We start from the raw sequence: 20,069 nt of genomic DNA, 5'->3' as shown, positions 1-20,069 counted from the left end.
CCGTGATGATTGACAATCCATGGCAACCCGCTATGCCAACCTGCTCACCCTTGAGCGACTGGTTGGTCATTGAACCTGGGCCTCCGGTCCGTCGGAGGACCCGTCACGAGCCTGACCTTCCTCGGGGTTGACCGGCACCAGAACAAGCCGCTTGACCAGGGACCGGGTGGCCTCGGCCGACTCCTGGTCCAGCTGATCGTCGGTGATGACGGTGTCAACCTGGTCGAAGGAGGCGAACAAGGACAGGGAGGTGCAGCTCCACTTGGTGTGGTCGGTCAGGATGATGGTCCGGTCGGCGATGTCCATCAGGGCCATATCGGTAGCCGCCTCCAGGGAGTTAGGCATCAGGAAGCCGCGTGGTATGGAGACAGAGTGGGTCCCCAGAAAGACCGTGTTGACCCGCAGCGAGGCGATGACCTTGTCTGCAATGGGACCTACCAGGGAGTTGGATCGGGTGATGACACCGCCGGTGACGATGACCTCCACATCCTTGCTCTCCATTGCCTGGACCAGTTCGGCCACGGGAATGGAATTGGTCAGCAGGGTCACGCCTGCGCACTGACGGCTCTCCAGCAGGTGCTGGGCAAAGACATAGGCCGTGGTCCCTCCTCCGATGGCGATGACGTCGCCCGGGGAGACGTAGTCGATGGCGCGACGGGCGATGGTGTCCTTGAGGCCCATGTCCATCTGCGACTTGACCGAGAAGAGCGGCTCAGCCAGAAGCGAGCTGGTGGTGACGGCCCCTCCGTGGACCCTCTTGAGCAGACCCTTGTCCGCCAGGTCGGCAATGTCACGGCGGATGGTCATGGCGGAGACGCCCAGCTCCTTGGAGAGAGCGGTGATACGGACTGCGCCACGAGTACGCAACCGGTTCAATATCAGGTGTTGGCGTTGTGACGATATCATTCGAACATTATCGCACACATTCGCCCAAATTGGCAAGCTGGCTATCGGACTGCGGTCGCCGTCACAAAACGGGAACGAAAAATTGACATTTCTCCTGTGCTGGAATCATTCTTCCATACATCCGAGGCCTGCCGGAGCTCTTGCAGGAATCTATTCATCAAGGCGTAATTTATTTTTCAAGGCTCAAATAAGACCTGCAGGGTCGCTTATGAAAGCGAACACGAATGTGAGCCAATGTCAGTTTCGACGGGTCAACCGTTCAAGTCCCCACAGGGTCACCTGGGCCATGGCCTCCAGAACGATTCCGGCATCCATCTTCGAGCTACCGCGAACCCGCTCGACGAAGACTATAGGCACTTCGACTACGCTTACGCCCATAGCCTGTGCTCGGCGCAACATATCCACTTGGAAGACGTAGCCGCTGGATCGAACCCTCCCTAGATCAATCCGCCTGAGCACGTCCGCTCGATAGACCCGCAGGCCAGCGGTCATGTCCCTTACCGAGGACCCCAGGGCGGTGCGGGCATACCAGGATCCCGCACGCGAAATCAAATCCCGATACCAGGGCCAATGTTGAGTGCGGCCTCCGCGCACCCGACGCGAACCGATGACCAGGCCCGGATGTGCATGACCTCGGGCCACAGCCAGCATCCTGGCCAGATCCTGGGGTCGATGGGAGCCATCCATGTCCATCTCGCAGATCAGGTCATAGCCGTGTTCCAGCGACCAGCGGAACCCCTGCACGTAGGCTGGACCCAACCCGCGGCGGGCATGCCGATGGATGACGTGCACACGAGGGTTGCGGCTGGCCATGTCCTCGGCCAGAGCGCCGGTGCCGTCCGGTGAGTTGTCATCGACGACCAGGACATCGACTTCGGGGCAGCAGTCCAAGAGCTGAGGTAGGGTCACCCCGATGTTGTCGGCCTCCTGATAAGTGGGCATGACCACAATGGTCCCTGCTCCGCCACGAACAACGTCCATGGCCGCTCTCAGCGTGCGATGCCGTAGGCCCCGCGCCGGTAAGGCTCAGGGTAGGGGGCCTGCTGAGTGGACAGCCCCAGCTTGTAGGCGGCCCTGAGCGGCCAGTAGGGGTCGCGTAGGCTGGCTCGACCGATCTCGACCGCATCGGCCAGGCCCTTGCGAACAATCCGCTCAGCCTGCCTGGGCTTGGTGATCAGCCCCACCGCCGTGGTGGGAATCAGCACCTGGCTGCGCACCTGGTAGGAGAAGGGCACCTGGTAGTTGGGAGCGGCCGGAATCTTCACGCCTGGCACCAGACCCCCGGTGGAAACGTCAATCAGGTCCACCCCATGCAACTTGAGCACCTTGGCTGTACGGATGGTCTCGTCCAGACCCCAACCGCCAGTGGCCCAGTCAGTGGCGGACATGCGCACCAGCAGGGGCATGCCCGAGGGAATGACCTCGCGCACGGCATCGGTCACCTGGACCAGCAGGCGCATTCTGCCTGACAGGTCGCCCCCGTACTCGTCGTTTCTTCGGTTGATCAGGGGATCAAGGAATTGGGAGAGCAGGTAGCCATGGGCGGCATGCAACTCCACCCCCAGGAAGCCAGCCTGAACGGCTCGCACAGCAGCGGAGCGGAAGTCGGCCACGATGGAGGCTATCTGAGCCCGCGAGAGCTGGACCGGGACCGCCATCCTGCCAAAGGCGATGGGGCTGGGGCCTACAGGCTGCCATCCGCCCTCGGCCACGGGCACGGTAGCGTTGATGTAGCCCATGGAGGAGCACCCGGAGGAGCCCTTGCGCCCCGAGTGGTTGAGCTGGACGATGGGCACTGCACCAGCGGCCTTGACGTCCCGGACGATGCCCTGCCATGCCCTGGTCTGCTCGTCGTTCCACAGTCCCACATCGCAGGGCGAGATCCGCCCCTGGGGATTCACGGCCGTGGCCTCGCCAATGACGACTCCGAAGCCGCCCAGAGCCCGGGACACATAGTGCTGGTAGTGGAAGTTGGTAGGAACCCCGTCATGCCGCAGGGTCGAATAAGTGTCCATGGGCGGCATCCAGATCCTGTTGCGGATATGCTGGTCACGCAGTTCCATGGGCTGGAAGAGCGCAGGCAGGGCCATCTCCCGCCTTCTGCCTGATTTTGATTTCCCGGTTTTTTTGACTCTTTTGTCCTTCTTGCCCTTCTTGGCCGATTTGACCCCCTTGGCAGCCTTGCCAGCCTTTTTCTTTCCGTCGGCGGCACCCGACTCAAAGGGCCAGATCGGCTTGGAGACATCCAGCCTGCCAGAGCCGCTCACCGGCCCCGGCATCGCCTGATCTTCCTTGACCCGGCCGTCGGCCCGAGGGGCCTTGTCATCCAGCTCTGAATATTCTTGGACCATCAGTTCCTGCCTCTCCCGGCGGGCGGTCGCACCCCTCGTGGTCCGCCCGTTGACGAATCCCTCATGGTCTCCATTGTAGGCACAGGCCCTAGTCCTCCGGCGAATCCACTGTCTGCGACTGGTCCTGACTGGTCTCCTGGTTGCCCTGTTGTCCCCCCTGGCTGTGACGGTAGGTCTGCCGCTGTCTGCCCGAGGACCGTTGCTGGGACTGCTGAGACGGCCGCGGCTGCTGGACCCCGCCGGTGAACCGGGGATCGGGATTGCCGTAGGAGTTGTCCGGTTGGATATTGGCTGCGGCCAGGTAGGTGTTCATGAAGTCCTTCCAGGCCGGGGTGGCGATATACATGCCGTACCAGGTGTGCATGGACCTTCCGTTGATGGTCCTGTTGGTGAAGGAAACCTGACCCTCCGCATTGCCCACGGTGACGAAGGCAGCCACCTGGGGCACGAATCCGCCGGTCAGCATGTACTTGTCCTCGTGGGTGCCGGTCTTGGCGAAGGTCTTGCGTCCACCGTCCAGCTGGGTCGTGGACGCCTCGCCTCCGGGCTGGACAACGCCCTGGTTGAGTGCATAGGCGGCGGTCTCGGCGATGCCCGGATCGATGGCCTGATGGCAGTTGGCCTTGGGCACCTTGACGGACTTGCCGTTCTTGTCGATCACCTTGGTCATGGCTATGGGGCTGCAGGCCACGCCCTTGGCAGCGATGGTGGCGTAGACGTTGGCCATGGTCAGCGGGGAGGCCTGGACCGCGCCGATGACCATAGGCGGCTGGAAGGTGTTGACCGAGTGGATGTCCATCTGATCCTTGGGTGAATTGTGGTAGCCCATTTCCTTGGCCGTATCGGCTATGGTGCACAGACCGATCTGCTGGGCCATGGAGGCCTGGGTAGTGTTGTGCGAGCGCACCAGACCCTGCAGGGGGGACTCCGGTGACGTGGTGCCGCCGCCCGAGTTCTCCACATGCCAGCTGCCGGTGCCGAACCCGTAGGGGGTGCCGTCCGCCATCTTGCAGGCGAAGGAAGTCTGCGGATAGCTGGTGGAGGTGCGCAGGGACTGGTTGATGGATTTTCCGGCCTTCATCCAGGACACCAGGTTGATGGGCTTCCAGGTGGACCCCACAGGGAAGCCCCAGCCGCCGCCGTCGATCTGATCCACGGCATAGTTGATGGCCGTGCGTGTGCCCCCGCCCGAGTTCTGGGTGGCATCGTAGATGCGGTTGATACCGAAGCCCAGGACCTCGCCGGTGCCCGGGCGGATGGCGGCTATCGTGACCTCGAAGCCGCTTCGATCATCCACGGGTATGGTGTCCCGGGCCGCCTTCATGGCTGCTGCGTTGGCGTTGACGTCCATGGTGGTGTAGATGTCCAGGCCGCCCTCTTTGAGGAGCTTGTTGCGCTCCTCCTGGCTCTTGCCGAACTCCTTGGAATTGAGGATCTGCTTGGTCACATAATCGCAGAAGAAGGCTGCGTCTCCGGCCGCCTGGCAGCCGGCATCGACCGACTGCACGTGCAGCATCTGATCCAGGGGCTTGGCCTTGTTCTCGTCATACTGGCGCTGGGTGATGTAGCTCTCCTGGCGCATCAGATCCAGGACGATGTCCCGCTGCTCCTGGGAGGCCTTGACGTTGACGGTTGGATCGAAGCGGGCGGGATTCTTGGTCACGGCGGCGATGGTGGCGGCCTCGCCCGGATCCAGGTCCTTGGCCGACTTGCTGAAGTAGCGCCTGGCTGCCGACTCAACCCCATAGACGTTGGTGCCGAACTGGGCAATATTCAAATAGCCTTGGAGAATCTCGGCCTTGGAGTACTTCTTCTCCATCTGGACCGCAATCAGCATCTCCCGCATCTTGCGGGCTATGGTCTCCTCCTGGGCATGGTACTCGGCGATGGGGTCGTTGTTTTCCTCAGCCTGGCTCATGAGCACGTTCTTGACATACTGCTGGGTCAGGGAGGAACCGCCCTGGGTGTCACCCTGCTTGATGTAGGTCTGGATAAAGGCCCTGAGCACGCCCTGGGTGTCCACGCCGGCATGCTCGAAGAAGCGACGGTCCTCACGGGCCACCACGGCCTTCTGCATGTAGTCGGAGACGTCCTTGATGGGCACCACGATCCTGTTCTGCGCATAGAAGGTGGCGATGACCGTATGCCCGTCGGAGGCGTAGAGGCGGGACTGCTGGGGCAGATCGTTGACGTTGAAGTCGATGTTGTCCGTCTTCAGGGCAGGCATCAGATTCCTGGAGGCGGCGTTGATACCGAAGACAGCGGGAAACAGGAAACCAGAGACAACCACGCCACCTGCGACGCAGAAGATGAGGTAAGCCAGCAGCAGCGTGAAGAAGCGCCTGACCGACATGGATTTCTTTTGTTCGGGCATGGTCTCCATCCTAGGCCGTCGGCTCTACCGAACAGTGGCGTTCACATGCGCGAGCGTCGGATCAGCGGTCCGGGCTGGAAAATGATGATGGTGCGGCCCTTGCGAGAGATCCATCCCCGGTTGGAGAAGTCCATCAGGGCCTTGTTGACGGTCTCGCGTGAGGCACCGACCAGTTGGGCCAGTTCCTCCTGAGTCAGGTCATAAGGAACCATCAGCCCCTGCTCGAAGGGTTCGCCGAAGCGTGTGGCCAGATCCAGCAGGGTCTTGGCCAGGCGGGCCGGCACATCCAGGAAGACCAGGTCGGAGATGCGCTCGTTGTCGGTCCGCAGACGGTGGGCCAGCACCTGAAGCATGTCCACAGCCACCTTGGGATGCTGGTTGAGCCAGTCGAAGAGGGTATCGTGATCCAGGGCAGCCACCTTGGTCTTGTTGACCATGACCACAGCCGAGGCGGTCCGCGGCCCGCCGGAGGGATCGAAGACTGGAATCTCGCCCAGAATCTCACCGCGCCCGTGGATGCTGAGCAGCTGGATGCGGCGGTCGGGCGACTGGCGGACCAGCTTGACCCGGCCCTCCTCCAACAGATACATGCGGTGATCGGTGTCCCCCTGTCGAAAGACCGTGGACCCCTTGGCGTAAATGGACTCGTGCATGGTGTCCAAAAGCTGGTCGGCGTCCTGTCTGGGCACCTGTTTGAATAGGGCGGTCTGCCTGAGGGCGTTCCCGTCATCGGGAATCTCATTGGGCTTGTGAACCGCCATACTCCGCACTCCTTTTCGCCATGTCTGGCGGGTCTGCACCGACTCACGCATGGTTGATGACCTCACGCCGGGTTCGACGCGACTGAGCACGATTATACCCACACACATCAACCCCCCTTTCCCGGTCAGGCGATCTGGGCGGTCCACTCCTCACGGCCGTAGCGCTGCCGGACCAGAGTACGGGCCCGTTGCTCAACCTCGGGCGCCGGACTGGATATGTGCAGATCCGCCACCAGGGAGGGCAGGGTATCCAGAAGGGCATCGATCAAGGATTGACGGGACAGACTGGTCTGCCTGTCGATGGGATCCACCCGGCTTCTGACCGAGGTCACTGCCTTGTCATGGAATTTCTCCTGGTCCACATTGAGCACCTGGGCCATCAGATCGGCATCCACCGAATAAGAAAGCGTGGTGTGGTGGAGCAATCCGCCCGGTCCACGAGCGCCTGCTGGCAACCTGCGCTGGGCGGCTCCCCCCATCTTGCCCTGCGGGGAGGCGATGTCATTCATGCCCTGCCAGCCAGCCTGAATCCCCTGCATGCGCAGGCCACGGACCAGCCAATAGTCGCAGATCCGGTAGGAGTCGATCAGGTCCGCCCCCTTGACGAATTCCAGGGGCAGATAGAGGGAGTACGTGATGGCCCGATCGGGCTGAATGACCATGGTGCCACCGCCCGTGCAGCGGCGGACGAGAATAAAGCCCAGATTGCGTGCCCGATCGACGTGGACCTCCCGGCTCAGGGACTGGAAACGCCCCAGGATCACCGCCGGCGCAGCCCAGTTCCAGATGCGCAGGGTGGGCGGCAACTGGCCCTGGGCCACGGCATCATTGAGAGTCTGATCCATGGCCATCTGCATGACCGGCTGACGTGGACTGTCCCTGATCAGGTCCAGTTTCAGGCCAGACCAACGGCGGCGGCATTCGACCTCGTCCGGCTGCGACTGCCTGGAAAATGTCTGGTCAGGCGCTGACGACAGTTGGTCGGATTCCCCTTGCCTGTGGATGACCAGCCCATCCGGCAGGGCACGCTTCAACGCGGTCACCAGGGTCCATGGGGACACGCCGACTATCCGTTGGCCATCCCCTTCTGCCATGACCCTGTCCAGCCTTTCCAGGGCCAGACCAGGGTCCAAGGGCAACGGGAGGCCACAGATTGCGGATTCCAGCCGGTATACCGGCCCATGATCTCCCTCGGATTCCTGAGAGGCTGCCGGGGCTGGCTCCGTGAAGAAATCGCCGTCAATCCTGCATGAGGCGATGAACGGACAGGAGTCGGATCCCTGGCCCAGGGTCAGGGTCACGGCCGCCAGCTTGCCGCCCATCTGCTTGCCGACGCCGCGCAGACGGGCCGGATTCAATCCGTCAGCTCCCATCCGCGAGCGTCACGATGCCAGAAGGAGCCGGTCGAGGATGTCAGAATCAGGATGCCTTCGATCAGCCCCCAGATCATGGCTATGGTCGGCCCAATGAAGAAGAAGAGGAAGCCAATCAGGGTGAGCATGAGCTGAGCCACGCCACGGCCGGTCCTGCCCAGGTAGAAGTTGCCCACGCCGAAGCAGCCCAGGAAGATGCTGAGCAGACCGGCTGCCAGCTTGCTGTGCGGGGTAGGTAATATGGGATAGGGGCTTCTGCCGTTGGGCATGGCTCCGGGGTACCCGCCCTGGGGCATACTCGGGTAGGGCCAGGGCATGGAGGTCTGCGGCGGATACTGCCCGCCGGGATACTGATTACCGGGATACTGGCCTGTCGAGTACTGATTGCCCGGGTACCCGCTTGGCGGGTATTGGCCAGACGGATACCGACCAGATGGGTATTGGCCGGGATAGCCCAGTCCCGGCTGATAGGGCCTTTGAGGATTCTGACCGCCTGTATATTGGCCACCGGCATATTGTCCAGCAGGATATTGCTGGCCGGCTGGATACCCTGCGGTCGGATACTGACCAGGCCGGTAAGGCCCTGCCTGGTAGGCCCCAGGATATTGGCCGCCGTTCTGAGGGGCGAACGGATATCCGGCATTGGACCTCTGCCCCGTCGGGTACCCATCTTGGGGATACCGGCTGCTGGGATATTGACCGGTCTGGTACGGATTCTGATTTCCGAAGCCAGCATCATGGCCAGCGGGATAGCCCGGAGCCTGTCGCTGTCCGTCAGCTGCTCCGGCAGGAGCATCCCCACCGGCCGGCCCCCGATGTTCGGGAGGCACCTGTGGGGACGGGAAGGGGCCGAAACCAGGATTTCCTGTCGGCGCATCGCTGGACTGCCGGTCGTCCGGCTGGGGGGCATCATCCATAGTCATGCCCTCCAGTCTAGCCGCCAACCGGCCCGATCACAGACGGGCCAGAATATCCCTGCCGATCTGCTCCGTGCTCCTCTGGGTGGAGCCGGAGCGCTCGATGTCATCCTCCACGGCCCGCTCAATGCTGGCCGCCTCGTCCTCAAAGCCCAGATGGTCCAGGAGCATACCTGCCGAGAGAATGGCCGCCGTGGGGTTGGCAATCCCCTTGCCGGCGATGTCAGGAGCGGATCCATGGATGGGCTCGAACATGGACGGGTAGGTACCCGAGGCGTTGATGCAGCCGGAGGCCGAGTAGCCCACGCCTCCGACCACAGCTCCCGCCTCGTCCGTGAGGATGTCACCGAAGAGGTTGTCGGTGACGATCACATCGAAGCGACTGGGCTCGGTCACCATGAATATGGTGGAGGCATCGATGTGCAGGTACTCACGCTCCACATCGGGATACTCCTGGCCCACCTGGTCGACCAGCCGCTGCCACATGTCTCCCGCATTGGTCAGCACGTTCTTCTTGTGGACCAGGGTCAGGCGGCGGCGACGCTTCATGGCCAGCTGGAAGGCGTAGCGGATGACCCGTTCCGCCCCGTAGGCCGTGTTGATGGAAACCTCGGTGGCCACCTCCTGGGGGGTGCCCCGGCGAATGGAGCCGCCGGCCCCGGCATAGAGCCCCTCGGTGCCCTCCCGCACGACCACGAAGTCGATGTCGCCCGGATTGGCCAGGGGCGACACCACGCCCTTGTAGAGCTTGGAAGGCCTCAGATTGACATACTGGTCCAGCTCGAAACGCATTTTGAGCAGCAGTCCCCGCTCCAGGATGCCGGCCTTGATACGGGGGTCGCCGATGGCCCCCAGGAGGATGGCATCCTGCTGCTTGAGCCGGTCCAGATCCTCGTCGGGCAGAACGGCTCCATCACGCAGGTAGCGCTCAGCGCCCAGGTCGAAGTCCTCGTAGCGAATGTCAGCCTTGCCATGGGTCACCTTCTCCAGCACAGCCTGAGCCTGGGGAACGATCTCCTTGCCGATGCCGTCACCGGCAATGACCGCAATGTGATATGTTTTCTGCTTGCTATTTGTCATACCCCGAGCATAACGAGCCAGCCAAGCCCCTTTCACGACCCCGACCGAATCCCGGACAGGACCGGATCAGCGGCTTTCGGGGACCATGATGGACAGGCACCAGGCGTTCTCGAAGGCCAGTTCCTCCCACTGCCGGTAACGTCCGCTGATGCCCCCGTGTCCTGCCTGGACCTCGATCCTGATCAGGGCATCGGCCCCCACCTGCGGCTCCTGCAGCCTGGCCACCCACTTGAGCGGTTCCACGTAGAGCACGCGGGTGTCGTTCATGGAGGTGGTCACCAGGATGGCAGGGAAATGGTCGCCGCCGAAGAGCCGGCGCCGACGATCAGCATCAGGAACGTTCTCGTAGGGCGAGTAAGAACGCATATATCGGTAGACCTGTTGGTCATGCAGGGGGTCTCCCCACTCGTCCCATTCAGTCACGGTCAGCGGCAGATCAGGATCCAGGATGCTGGTCAGCGCGTCCACGAAGGGCACGTCCGCCTCGATGCCGGCATAGAGCTGTGGGGCCATATTGGCCACGGCCCCCATCAACAGCCCGCCGGCCGACCCGCCGTTGGCCACGGTATGACGTGGATCCGCCCAGCCCTGAGCCTGCAGAGCTGCAGTCACGTCAATGAAATCCAGGAAGGTATTGACCTTGTGCAGCCGACGGCCCTGCTCGTACCAGGCACGGCCCATCTCCCCGCCGCCGCGCACATGGGGGACCGCGTAGAGCACGCCCCGGTCAAGCAGGCTGAGCCGACCTGTGGAGAAACCGGGGTCCTGGCTTATCTCGTAGGCTCCATACCCGGTGATGAACATGGGAGCAGGCCTGTCCGGATCCTGGTCCAGCCAGGGACGGCGCTCGGGATGGTCGGGCGCCTGGATGACCATATCATCGGACCCGGTCCTCCCGCAGGAATCCAGCGCCGGATGCATGCCCCGCCGCCAAACCAGGGAGACCGGTACCAGGGCCCCATCCCTGACGCGGACCAGAATTCGACGCTCGGCGTAGTGTTCGGGTCTAAAGTCGCCCAGAACGCGGGCCCGCTTGAGCAATCGGTCCACGCCCCTGACCGGATCCAGCTCCCGCAGCTCAGCCGGGGTTCCATAGCTACCCCGGATGTAGCGCAGCCCAGGGGCCTGGTAGGAGGGGTTGTCTGTGGGACCGATGCTGTAGAGACGGTCAATGCCATCCTTCCCTTGCTCAGGCAGGACCTCGCGGAAGCGCCAGGGTCGGCCCGCCCGCAGATCCTCCAATGCCTGATCCTTGGCGATGACGGCCATGTGGGGCAGGCTGTCGGCCCGGTAGGTCAGGACCACGAAGCTGCGGTGGATGCCCAGCCCCTCTATGCCCAACCCACGAGCGCCCTGGAGGATGGCGGGATTGCCCGGATCCCGATAGGGCTTCTCGGGCGGCAAGGAGGCCAGGTCTCCGGAGCGCTCGCAGCCGTAGGGACTGCCCTGGGCCAGCCGAACCCCTTCTCCCAGGCGGAAGGGCGGACGGTGGCTGCGCAGATCAATCAGGTCCACCTCGAAGTTGGGGTTGTTCACATTGTGGTAGACCACGGCCACCGGCAGGTCCTCCCCCGCCGGACCGGCATCTTCAAACCGGGCCAGGCTGATGTCGTACTCGACCCCCTCCTTGCGGGGGATCAAGGGCACAAACTCCCCCTGCGGATCCTTCAAGTCCAGCATGAGCACCTCGCTGGTGGTCTTGGACCCGGTGGCAATCAGCATGGCGGATTCGTCGTAGCTGAGGCCCAGTCCCACCCAGAAGCGCTCATCGTCCTCCTTGTAGACCATGACATCCTGATCGGCTGAAGTGCCGACCTTATGCCGCCAGACCGTGTCCGGACGCCAGGCCTTGTCCAGCCCGGTATAGAAGACCCAGCGGCCATCGGGCGTCAGCACTGCCCCGGAGGAGACCTGATCGATACGATCAGGCAGGTCTCGGCCGTCTTCCAGATCCCGGATACGCAAGTCATAGCGCTCATTGCCCCGGGTATCCAGTCCATAGAGCATCCACCGGCCGTCGGCGCTCAGGTCCAGGCATCCCAGAGAGAAAAAGTCGTGCCCCTTGGCCTCGGCGTTGGCGTCGAAGATGACCTCCTCGCCCGGCATGGATCCAGGCCCCGCATCGGTCTTAACAGCAGGGGGGTCCCAGTCATCCTGGTCGCGCACCGGCAGGCGGCACTGCACCCCATACTCCTGGCCCTTGAGCGTCCGAGAGAAGTACCAGTATCCGTGCATCCGGGTGGGCACCGACATGTCGGTCTGCTGTACCCGGTCGGTGAACTCCTTGAGCAGGGTGGCCCGCAAACCCTCCTGACCGGCAAGCCGTTCCTGGCAGTAGCGATTCTGGTCACGCACGTAGGCCTTGGTGGCAGGATCCTCCCGGTTGCGCATCCACTCGTAGGGATCCTCGAAGCAATCCCCATGGAAGCATCGATCAGTAGGACGGCGTTGTGCACGAGGAGGCGCGGAATTGACGGCCGAAAAACTCATGGGGCGATTATATTCGGGTACAACGACGCAGATAGGGCAGCAGGGTTCGCATCAGGTTGGCGCCCGTGGTCCCGTAGAAGACCGGCACCTCCGTCACCGGCACAGGCTGTGTGGCAGTGCGTTTGACCAAGGTTCCCAGCCCGGTCTCCTGTGGGCTCAACTGACGGATGCCGATGGCCAGGACCCGGCCCGGATATTGCCGTACCACCTGGGCGAAGGTGGATGGGTCGCTCTGGCCGTCGTCGCCCATGAGCACGAATCGCATCTTGGGAAAGTCGGCCATGAGCTGGCGGATGAACTCCATCTTGTGCTGCACGATGGAGGGCACGAAGGTCTTGGGCCTGGGATCCAGATCCCGCAGCAGCAGGGGGCCGGCCGGAAAGCCATGGTCGCGGATGAAGCCGCGTATGGATCCCTCTACATTCCAGGGCGAGGCCGACAGATAGAAGAAGGGAATCCGGGGGTCCAGGTCGCGGATGCGGTTGTAGAGCACGGCCATGCCAGGCACAGAGGCCCGGCGGTGTGGGTCTGACAGGAGCAGGTTCCAGGCAGCCTTCCAATGATTGGGCACCTGGCTGATCATGATGGTGTCGTCCACGTCGGATATGACGCCGACAGGAGTCTGACCGGGCACGATGTATAAAGGCGCATCGACGGGTCGGCGACCCCGCACCTGGTAGGAGACCCGGTGTACACCTGGGGTCAGACGATGCTCAGCCACCAGATCCAGGTAGCCCGATCGGTCGGAGAAGACCGCATCCGCACTCAGGCTGCGGTTGGGGTCGACGGCATCGTAGACCGAGGAGTCTCCCACCTGGACCCTCCCGATGGCCGTGCTGTCGATGGCCAGCCTGACCCTTGTCCTGGGCGCGGGTACGGTCAGCAGGCCGCGAATACCCCGAATGGCAGGATCCTCGCGTCTGCGACCGTCGGTCAGAATAGTGCGGCAGATCAACCGAGAGTATGACTCGGTACCGTAACCCACATAGGGTTGAACGTCGGCCGACCAGCCCAGGCGGCCGGTCATATTGATGGACAGTCCCACCCATAAGTCAAAGCCACCGGTAATCAGGCGCCGCAGCAGGCGCACCGGGGCCGGTCTGCTCTCGATGCCCTCCCCAGGCGCGGCCGAATCGAAGGTGGTGCTGACCGATCGGACCCGTAGGGGTCCCTCATTGCGGCCGGATCGCCTGGTCATGACCGAACCGTCAGTTCAGGCTCTTCAGCAGCTGACCGTACTCCTCGGCGCTCATCAGATCAGGCTCATCGTCCTCCAAGTCGATCTTGGCTATCCAGCCTTCCCCATAGGGGTCGGAGTTGATGACCTCCGGATCGTCCGAGGCCGCCCTGTTGACGTAGGCGATGGTGCCTGCCACCGGGCAGACCACCGGCTCAACTGCCTTGGAGGACTCCAGCTCGATGACCTCATCGCCCGCATCGACGTGGGTGCCGGTCTCGGGCAGGTCCAGAAAAACCAGATCTCCCAGTTGGTCCGCCGCATACTCAGTCACGCCCATGGGCGCCGGGGATTGGCTGGGGTCGATCCAGACATGATCCTGTGAATATTGCAGGTGTTCGGGCACATCCAGGCGGGAAGTTCCATCACTGTGTTCATCGCTCATGGTTCCAGCCTACTCGACCGTCTGCCGGGGCAGGTGCTCCTACCGGGCCGGACCCGATGGAACCTGCCCTTCCACCTTGACCATGGTCCCGATGGGGGCGTTGTCAAAGATCCACTTGGCATCCTGCTCGTACATGTTGATGCAGCCATGGGATCCGTAGTTGATGGGGTCGCCCTTGGCAATGCCGGCAGAGTTCCAGCTGGCCGTGTGAAAGCCTTCACTGCCGTTGTAGTAGGAGATCCATTTGACATTGGGTGTGACGTAGCCCTCCCCGCGCATGGTCTGGACCGCGTAGCGCACATTGATGAAGAAGGTGCCGGTGTCGGACCATCTGCCGTCATGAGGCTTGCCTGAGCATATGGGGAAGGTCTTGACCTGGGTGGTGCCGTGGTAGGCGGTGGCGGTCTGATCGCTGAGGTTGACCTGAATCCAGATGTCGCCGTCGGGCACGTCGTAGCGGGCCACCCGGGTCTGCTCCTTGTGGGGAGTGATCTCGGCGCTCGCCTGAACTGGGTTCGTGTCACCCTGTTCTAATGCCTTGGCGACCAGGTCTGCCGTGGCAGACACATCCGTGACCCGGACACCATCCACTCCCTTGGTGGTCTCGGCCACCACATCACCCTTGGTGTTCTTGACGTTGACGGCGGTGACCATATCCCGATTCAGTTGCCGTGCCAGCTCCTGGTCCAGATACTGCTTGATGGCCTGCCGGTCAAAGCCCAGCTCCATGGTCCCCTTGTCCAGATCGGTGACCGGCTTGACCCAGGTGGCCACTGTAGCGGCCGGGACGGTCATGAGGTCATCATCAGCACCCTTGATGACCAGATCCTTGGCCAGTCGTTGGTTGGCCTGGGAGGCCACCTGATTGGCGGTGTCCAGGCTGATGGGCATGGTCACGTCCTTGTAGACCACCCCCACGGCCAGACGCCTGCCAGGCTTGTCTATCAAGGATGAGACGGCATCCTGCACGCGGCCCAGCTCAGGCGCCTTGCCGCCGCGACCCTCCTGGGCCCGGAAGGCATGTGCGCCTTGATCAAAAACGATGGTAGAGGGAACAGAGCGGTCATGGCGGGGAATGAACCGTTCAGTCAGATACCTGTCCATGGCCAGCTGATCCCGCTCGGCCACCAGCGGCACCGCCTCGCTATGGAAAGGATTCAGCCGGGATACGCCTGCAGAGCCCTTGGCGTTCATGATCTTGGTGACCGTGGCATCCGAATCCACACTGACACCCAGATCCTTCAGTCCTGCCCGGGCAGAGGTGCCTTCACCCTTGAGTTCCACCTGGGAGTCACGAATCTGCTTATCAACGATCTGCCTGACCTGGTCCTTGGTCCGACCCATCATGACCTGCCCACCCAGGGTGACGCCGGGGGCCACCCGATCGCGGAAGAAGGCACGGACGCCAAACCAGCAACCCACCAGAATCAGCACAGCCAGAAGCAGCAGGGCCAGGACGGTGCGTCCGCGATGGCTGCTGGAAGGAGCCTTATGGGCAGCACCAGCGCCGAAAGCCCGATCCGCTTCTTCGTCGGCGAACAGGTCCACAGGGTCAGGTCCCTCCCCGGTCGTCGGCGGCATGGTCACTGTTTCGGCCTGGTCGACATCCGAGATACGAGGCTCTTCTTGCCCCTCCATGGCCATAACACACCTTTCGCTGCTGACAGTTCCTTGAAATATCTTACGACGAGACCAGGTCCTGGGGTGCAACACCGTTCGGATGAGTCAGATCTCACTGCCGTACCATTGCTCGATCATATGCCTGGCCACACTGGCCGCCTGAGGTATGCGCAACCGGCCCGAGGCCAGAGCGGCACTGAACTCCTCCCGTGTGAACCAGTTGGCCTCAGCGGTCTCCTGACCATCCACCTGGATGTCCGTATTCAGTGATCTGGCTCTGAAAGCCACCATCAGGGAGGCTGGGAAGGGCCAAGGCTGAGAGCCTAGGTACCGCATCTCCCCCAGGTTCAGCCCCACCTCTTCCATGGTCTCCCGCCGGACTGCATGCTCCAGATTCTCCCCCGCCTCGACGAATCCAGCAGTGACCGAACGAAAGCCGGGAGGCCACTTCTGGTTGTGCTGAAGCAGAAGCCGATCACGGCCATCCACCACGGCCATGATCACTGCGGGTTCGATGCGGGGAAAGAGCGTGTGTTGGTCCCCTGATGTATCCCCCTGGCAGATCTGAGCCCATCCGGCTTGACAAGGATGGACCGGTGCGCCGCAGTGGGGGCAGAAGGCCTGACGTCCATGCCATACGGACAGGGCGACCGCACAAGTTGCCAGACCCACCTGACGCGGACGTCCATGAGGGGCATACTCGCGCAGACCAAGCCAGTCGAAGCGCTGATCCGCAGCCTGGGCAAGATCACGAAGAGGGTCCTGGACGGTCCGACCGGCGCAGGCAAGATTCAGATCCAGGGCCAGCCAGGCTTGCTGGTCGGCCCTGCCCAGGTAGTAGCAGGGCGGCTCGAGTTGATCTGTCGAGCCAGTCAGAGGACCACGCAAGTATGCAGCAGGCAAGGTGGCCAGACGGATACTGGCTCCTGTGCGGCCAGCCAGTGCCCCCTTGCCCTTGGGCACGGCCACCTTCTCGCCCCGCACCAGGATGACCCCCGTGCCGTCCTGCTCCAGCAATTGGTCAAGCAGACCGGGCTGTTGCCGCGACACCGTGTCGTAGTCTATATCCCCCTGAGCCAGGGGTAGGAAGGGCAGGGGTTCGGTAAGAGCAAGCGGGGAGAAGACCGTCTCAGAATCGCTCATGAGAGCCTCCCTACACGACGAACCAGATCCAGCAGGGCAGCAGCCACCTGATTCGGATGCTCAACGGCGCTGAAGTGGCCGCAGTCGTCAATGGCGGTGAAGGTAACGTCCGTTCCGGCCTGACGCATGGCCTGAGCCATAGGCTCCATGGTGCGTGGAGGGCTGGAGGGATCACAGCGGCCGCTGACCAGGGCCACGGGAACCCTGATGCGACCGACCAGATCACTCTGATCCGGACGGCCCGCAGCCATCCGCTCCCGCCAGGCGATGCCCCGGGGGTCCTGAGACTGTATCCATTCGGTCATGGTCTGTACGAAGGCGGGCGAACGCTTGACCATGGAATCGCCCTCCTGGGGCCTGGCGAAGTGCATGACCGGATTGAGCGTCCCCTCCTCCTCGCAGGTTCGGGCGATCTGCAGCCGCTTGGCCCGGGAGGCCGGACGGTCAGCCATCATGGTGGTGTCGCACAGGGCCAGCCCTGCAACCATCTGCGGATAAAGCCTGGCTACGGCCTCAACCAGGTAGCCTCCCATGGAAAGACCGACCCAGATGGCCTTCTGTGCCCCCGTGGCGGCGATCATGTCCACAAAGGCACGAGCCATAGCATCCAAGGCACCAGGCAGGGCGCCATCAGAGTCTGCCGGGCCGCAGGATGCCGGCCCGGGCAGGGGGCAATCGCCTGCTCCAGGCATATCCGGGGCATAGACCGGGAAGGGGTTCATACCCGCACGATCCGCCTGAGCAATCAATGAGGCCGCGCACCGATCCCACATGTGGTGGTCCACTGGAAAGGCATGTACCAACACCAAGGGCAGACCCTTCCCCTGGCGATATTCGGTATTGGCAATGCTCATGCCCGCCTCCAAGGGTTCGCGTCTCATAGTGCACCAGCCCAGGTCAGGGCGCTCATCAGTACCTTCCCGTGTCCGCCAGGCATCTGGCTCATGAAGGACTCCAGCATGTCCCCCTTGGGATCGATCCATTCCACATCCAAGGTCTCGTCCTGGGGCTTGCAGTCCCCGGCCACCGGCACCAGGTAGCACAGAGCGATGGCATGCTGACGCGGGTCGTAGTACTCCGAGACCCCCGGCGTGGGGAAGAACTCGGCCACGGTGAAGGGCTGGGGGCTGGCAGGCAGCATGGGCAGGGCCAGCTGGCCAAGATCCTTGGCGATGTTTCTGGCCAGGGCCTCCCTGATGGTTTCGTGGTAGAGAATCCTTCCGGTGATCAGGGTGCGCTCTATATTGCCCTGATCGTCCACGCGCAGAAGGGTGCCGACCTGGGTGACGGCACTCATGTCATCCACGCGAACCGGCACTACCTCAACATAGGGCATGGGCAGGCAACGCCGGGCACGGTCGATGGCGTCACGGTCCAGCCACCCAGGGGGATTCGAGCCCGAAAAACCCCGGTTGAAGTCCTCCGGGGTGATGTGTGAGAAGGCACCACGGTCGCGATCGGCATCGAAGTCGTCATCATCGGGAATCTCGTCGTTCAGCACTGGCATGGCTCCATTATCCGTACCAGTCTTGACCGCCCACGTGACCCCGGCGGACATCTCCACCCAGAGCATATTCGGGCGGTTTCTCCAGCCTTGATGGAATGCTGATGATTGAAAGCGGTTGCTAAGCACGGGAGCTTCCCGCGCGACAGTCAAACTACTTCAAGGAGCGTTATCATGGCCACCACGACTATTACTTCGGAGAACTTCGAGCAAACCATCAAGGACAACGACCTGGTGCTGATTGACTTCTGGGCCACCTGGTGCGGACCCTGCAAGGCCTTTGGCCCCATTTTCGAGAAGGCTTCGCAGGCCAACACCGACATCGTCTTCGGCAAGGTGGACATCGACCAGAACCAGGATCTGGCCGCGGCCGCCGACATCCAGGCGGTGCCTACACTGATGATCACCAAGCAAGGGCAGATCATCTTCAAGCAGGCCGGCGCTCTCAGGTCTTCGGACCTGGACGATCTTATTGATCAGGCTCGTAAGGCCGATTTGTCAACCCCTGCGCGGGCCTGAGACAGTCGAGTTGGCTCCAAGACCAATTTGCACTAAAGTATTGCTGTGTTTGTCCAGTGACCCTTTCGGCGCTACCGGAAGCATGTGGTCGATAGGAAGCGTTACGTCGACTGATCACTGAGGATCTGTCGGTTCAACAGAGGAGAGTAATGGCGAACCACCGTAGAGGACGGATGAGTGCGGTCAAGGCCCTGACCAAGCGTCAGTGGCTGCGGTTGGCTGCCGGTGTCACTGTTCTCGGCATGGTCGTTGGCGCAGGCTTCGTCTCGCGCGACTTCTACACATCCACTGAGAGCTCAGCCAAGTCAGGCGTAACATCCTATTCAGCCACCCAAGATGTGGACACAGTGTCCCGTGGCAGCACCAGGCAGGCCATCCGCAACGGTGCGGGCGGCGCTAATGCGAACACCTCCTATGTAAATGTTCAGATCAACGGGAAGAACAAGGTGGTCCTGGGAACGGGCTTCACCGATGTCAAATCCGTGCTGGAGGCCGGGGACATCACCCTGCAGCCGGGGGACCAGATCACCCCGTCCCTGACCACTCGCGTCACTGAGAAGACCGTCATCCGCATCGACCGGGCCGACGCCCAGGTCAAGACGGAAGATTCTCCCATTCCCTTCAACACCATCGAGGAGAAGACCAGCTCCCTCCCAGCAGGCACCACCAAGGTCAAGACGGAGGGACAGAACGGCGTCATGGAGACCACCAGCCTGGTCACCGCAGCCGGCAATAAGCACCTGACCAGCAATATCTTCGCCTCCTTCGTCAAAACGGTCCCTGTGGACAAGGTGGTCCTGGTGGGCACCGGCGGCGGCACTCCCGCAAAGTCCGGTTCGACCACCACCACGGTCCCCGTGGGTACAGCCCAAAGCATCGCCCACGATCTGGTCACCTCCCGTGGCTGGGGCGAAGACCAGTTCACCTGCCTGGTACAGCTGTGGAACAAGGAGTCCGGCTGGCGGACCAACGCCTCCAACCCATCGGGTGCCTACGGCATCCCTCAGGCATTGCCCGGTAGCAAGATGGCCTCGGCCGGTCCCAACTGGCAGACCGACGCCCATACCCAGATTGTTTGGGGACTGGGATATATCCAGGGCCGTTACGGGAACCCCTGCGGTGCATGGGCCCAATCCCAGGCGACCAACTGGTACTGATCCCTTTTCATACAACTCAATCAGGAACTTCCTGCAGGCTGGTTCGGCTTGCCGGAAGTTCTTTCTATATCCACGAAACAACCAATCCCAATTTCCTGCCGCAAATCCGACCACCAAGGCAAAAGACAGGCCTCAATGAGAACTTGGTATTCCAGAACCACATGATATAAACTGATTTCAATTGAACGTCATGCACGTTGGCCATGGGGATTGAGCTGGGGATGCAGGTGCCACCTTGCATGCGCCGTTGCT

17 protein-coding genes are annotated in these 20,069 nt (G+C 62.4%); 2 read left to right on the top strand and 15 right to left on the bottom strand.

What is annotated here, in order from left to right; translation table 11 throughout:
• Positions 1–66: 66 nt before the first annotated feature.
• The 15 genes from ACNAOV_RS01825 to ACNAOV_RS01755 form a co-directional block, all read right to left on the bottom strand.
• Positions 67–924, bottom strand: coding sequence for a DeoR/GlpR family DNA-binding transcription regulator (locus ACNAOV_RS01825; protein WP_416517723.1), 858 nt, complete (start codon positions 922–924; stop codon positions 67–69).
• Positions 925–1,143: 219 nt separating this feature from the next.
• Positions 1,144–1,887 carry a polyprenol monophosphomannose synthase gene (locus ACNAOV_RS01820; RefSeq protein WP_416517722.1) on the bottom strand — a complete coding sequence of 248 codons (744 nt, stop codon included), beginning with the start codon at positions 1,885–1,887 and terminating at the stop codon, positions 1,144–1,146.
• An 8-nt stretch (positions 1,888–1,895) separates the two neighbouring features.
• Positions 1,896–3,257 (bottom strand): NADH:flavin oxidoreductase/NADH oxidase, encoded by a 1,362-nt coding sequence (locus tag ACNAOV_RS01815; protein WP_416517721.1) that lies wholly within the window; start codon positions 3,255–3,257, stop codon positions 1,896–1,898.
• An 88-nt stretch (positions 3,258–3,345) separates the two neighbouring features.
• Positions 3,346–5,631 (bottom strand): transglycosylase domain-containing protein, encoded by a 2,286-nt coding sequence (locus ACNAOV_RS01810; protein ID WP_416517720.1) that lies wholly within the window; start codon positions 5,629–5,631, stop codon positions 3,346–3,348.
• Between the two features lie 41 nt (positions 5,632–5,672).
• Positions 5,673–6,392, bottom strand: a complete 720-nt coding sequence (locus tag ACNAOV_RS01805) for a Crp/Fnr family transcriptional regulator (protein WP_416517719.1) — start codon at positions 6,390–6,392, stop codon at positions 5,673–5,675.
• Positions 6,393–6,517: 125 nt separating this feature from the next.
• The gene (locus tag ACNAOV_RS01800) at positions 6,518–7,765 is read right to left on the bottom strand and encodes a lipoate--protein ligase family protein (protein ID WP_416517718.1); all 1,248 of its coding nucleotides are present in this window, start codon (positions 7,763–7,765) and stop codon (positions 6,518–6,520) included.
• Complete coding sequence (locus ACNAOV_RS01795) at positions 7,747–8,688, bottom strand: NINE protein (protein ID WP_416517717.1); 942 nt, start codon at positions 8,686–8,688, stop codon at positions 7,747–7,749. The genes ACNAOV_RS01800 and ACNAOV_RS01795 overlap by 19 nt, the downstream gene beginning before the upstream one ends.
• Positions 8,689–8,718: 30 nt before the next feature.
• Positions 8,719–9,762, bottom strand: a complete 1,044-nt coding sequence (locus tag ACNAOV_RS01790) for a 3-isopropylmalate dehydrogenase (protein WP_416517716.1) — start codon at positions 9,760–9,762, stop codon at positions 8,719–8,721.
• Positions 9,763–9,828: 66 nt separating this feature from the next.
• Positions 9,829–12,252 (bottom strand): S9 family peptidase, encoded by a 2,424-nt coding sequence (locus ACNAOV_RS01785; protein ID WP_416517715.1) that lies wholly within the window; start codon positions 12,250–12,252, stop codon positions 9,829–9,831.
• A gap of 7 nt (positions 12,253–12,259) precedes the next feature.
• Positions 12,260–13,450, bottom strand: coding sequence for an App1 family protein (locus ACNAOV_RS01780; RefSeq protein ID WP_416517714.1), 1,191 nt, complete (start codon positions 13,448–13,450; stop codon positions 12,260–12,262).
• A gap of 10 nt (positions 13,451–13,460) precedes the next feature.
• Positions 13,461–13,874, bottom strand: coding sequence for a glycine cleavage system protein GcvH (gene gcvH, locus ACNAOV_RS01775; protein ID WP_416517713.1), 414 nt, complete (start codon positions 13,872–13,874; stop codon positions 13,461–13,463).
• A 39-nt stretch (positions 13,875–13,913) separates the two neighbouring features.
• Positions 13,914–15,518 carry a L,D-transpeptidase family protein gene (locus ACNAOV_RS01770; protein WP_416517712.1) on the bottom strand — a complete coding sequence of 535 codons (1,605 nt, stop codon included), beginning with the start codon at positions 15,516–15,518 and terminating at the stop codon, positions 13,914–13,916.
• 81 nt (positions 15,519–15,599) lie between these two features.
• Positions 15,600–16,637, bottom strand: a complete 1,038-nt coding sequence (gene nudC / locus ACNAOV_RS01765; protein WP_416517711.1) for an NAD(+) diphosphatase — start codon at positions 16,635–16,637, stop codon at positions 15,600–15,602.
• Positions 16,634–17,491 carry an alpha/beta fold hydrolase gene (locus ACNAOV_RS01760; RefSeq protein WP_416517710.1) on the bottom strand — a complete coding sequence of 286 codons (858 nt, stop codon included), beginning with the start codon at positions 17,489–17,491 and terminating at the stop codon, positions 16,634–16,636. The genes nudC and ACNAOV_RS01760 overlap by 4 nt, the downstream gene beginning before the upstream one ends.
• Before the next feature lie 23 nt (positions 17,492–17,514).
• On the bottom strand, positions 17,515–18,144 hold the full coding sequence (locus tag ACNAOV_RS01755; protein ID WP_033511568.1) for an NUDIX hydrolase family protein: 630 nt from the start codon (positions 18,142–18,144) through the stop codon (positions 17,515–17,517).
• Positions 18,145–18,315: 171 nt separating this feature from the next.
• Here ACNAOV_RS01755 and trxA point away from each other — a divergent pair, with 171 nt between their 5' ends.
• Together trxA and ACNAOV_RS01745 are read left to right on the top strand one after the other, a co-directional pair.
• Entirely contained in the window at positions 18,316–18,660 is a 345-nt protein-coding gene (trxA, locus tag ACNAOV_RS01750; protein WP_416517709.1) for a thioredoxin, read from the top strand.
• A 149-nt stretch (positions 18,661–18,809) separates the two neighbouring features.
• A complete protein-coding gene (locus tag ACNAOV_RS01745; RefSeq protein ID WP_416517708.1) occupies positions 18,810–19,817 on the top strand; it encodes a G5 domain-containing protein in 1,008 nt (335 codons plus the stop codon).
• The last annotated feature ends 252 nt before the right edge of the window (positions 19,818–20,069 follow it).

This window comes from Bifidobacterium asteroides (assembly GCF_048001765.1).
Taxonomy (GTDB): Bacteria; Actinomycetota; Actinomycetes; order Actinomycetales; family Bifidobacteriaceae; genus Bombiscardovia; species Bombiscardovia asteroides_K.
The sequence above is the reverse complement of the archived record's forward strand: the minus strand, read 5'-3'. Positions and strand labels throughout refer to the sequence as shown.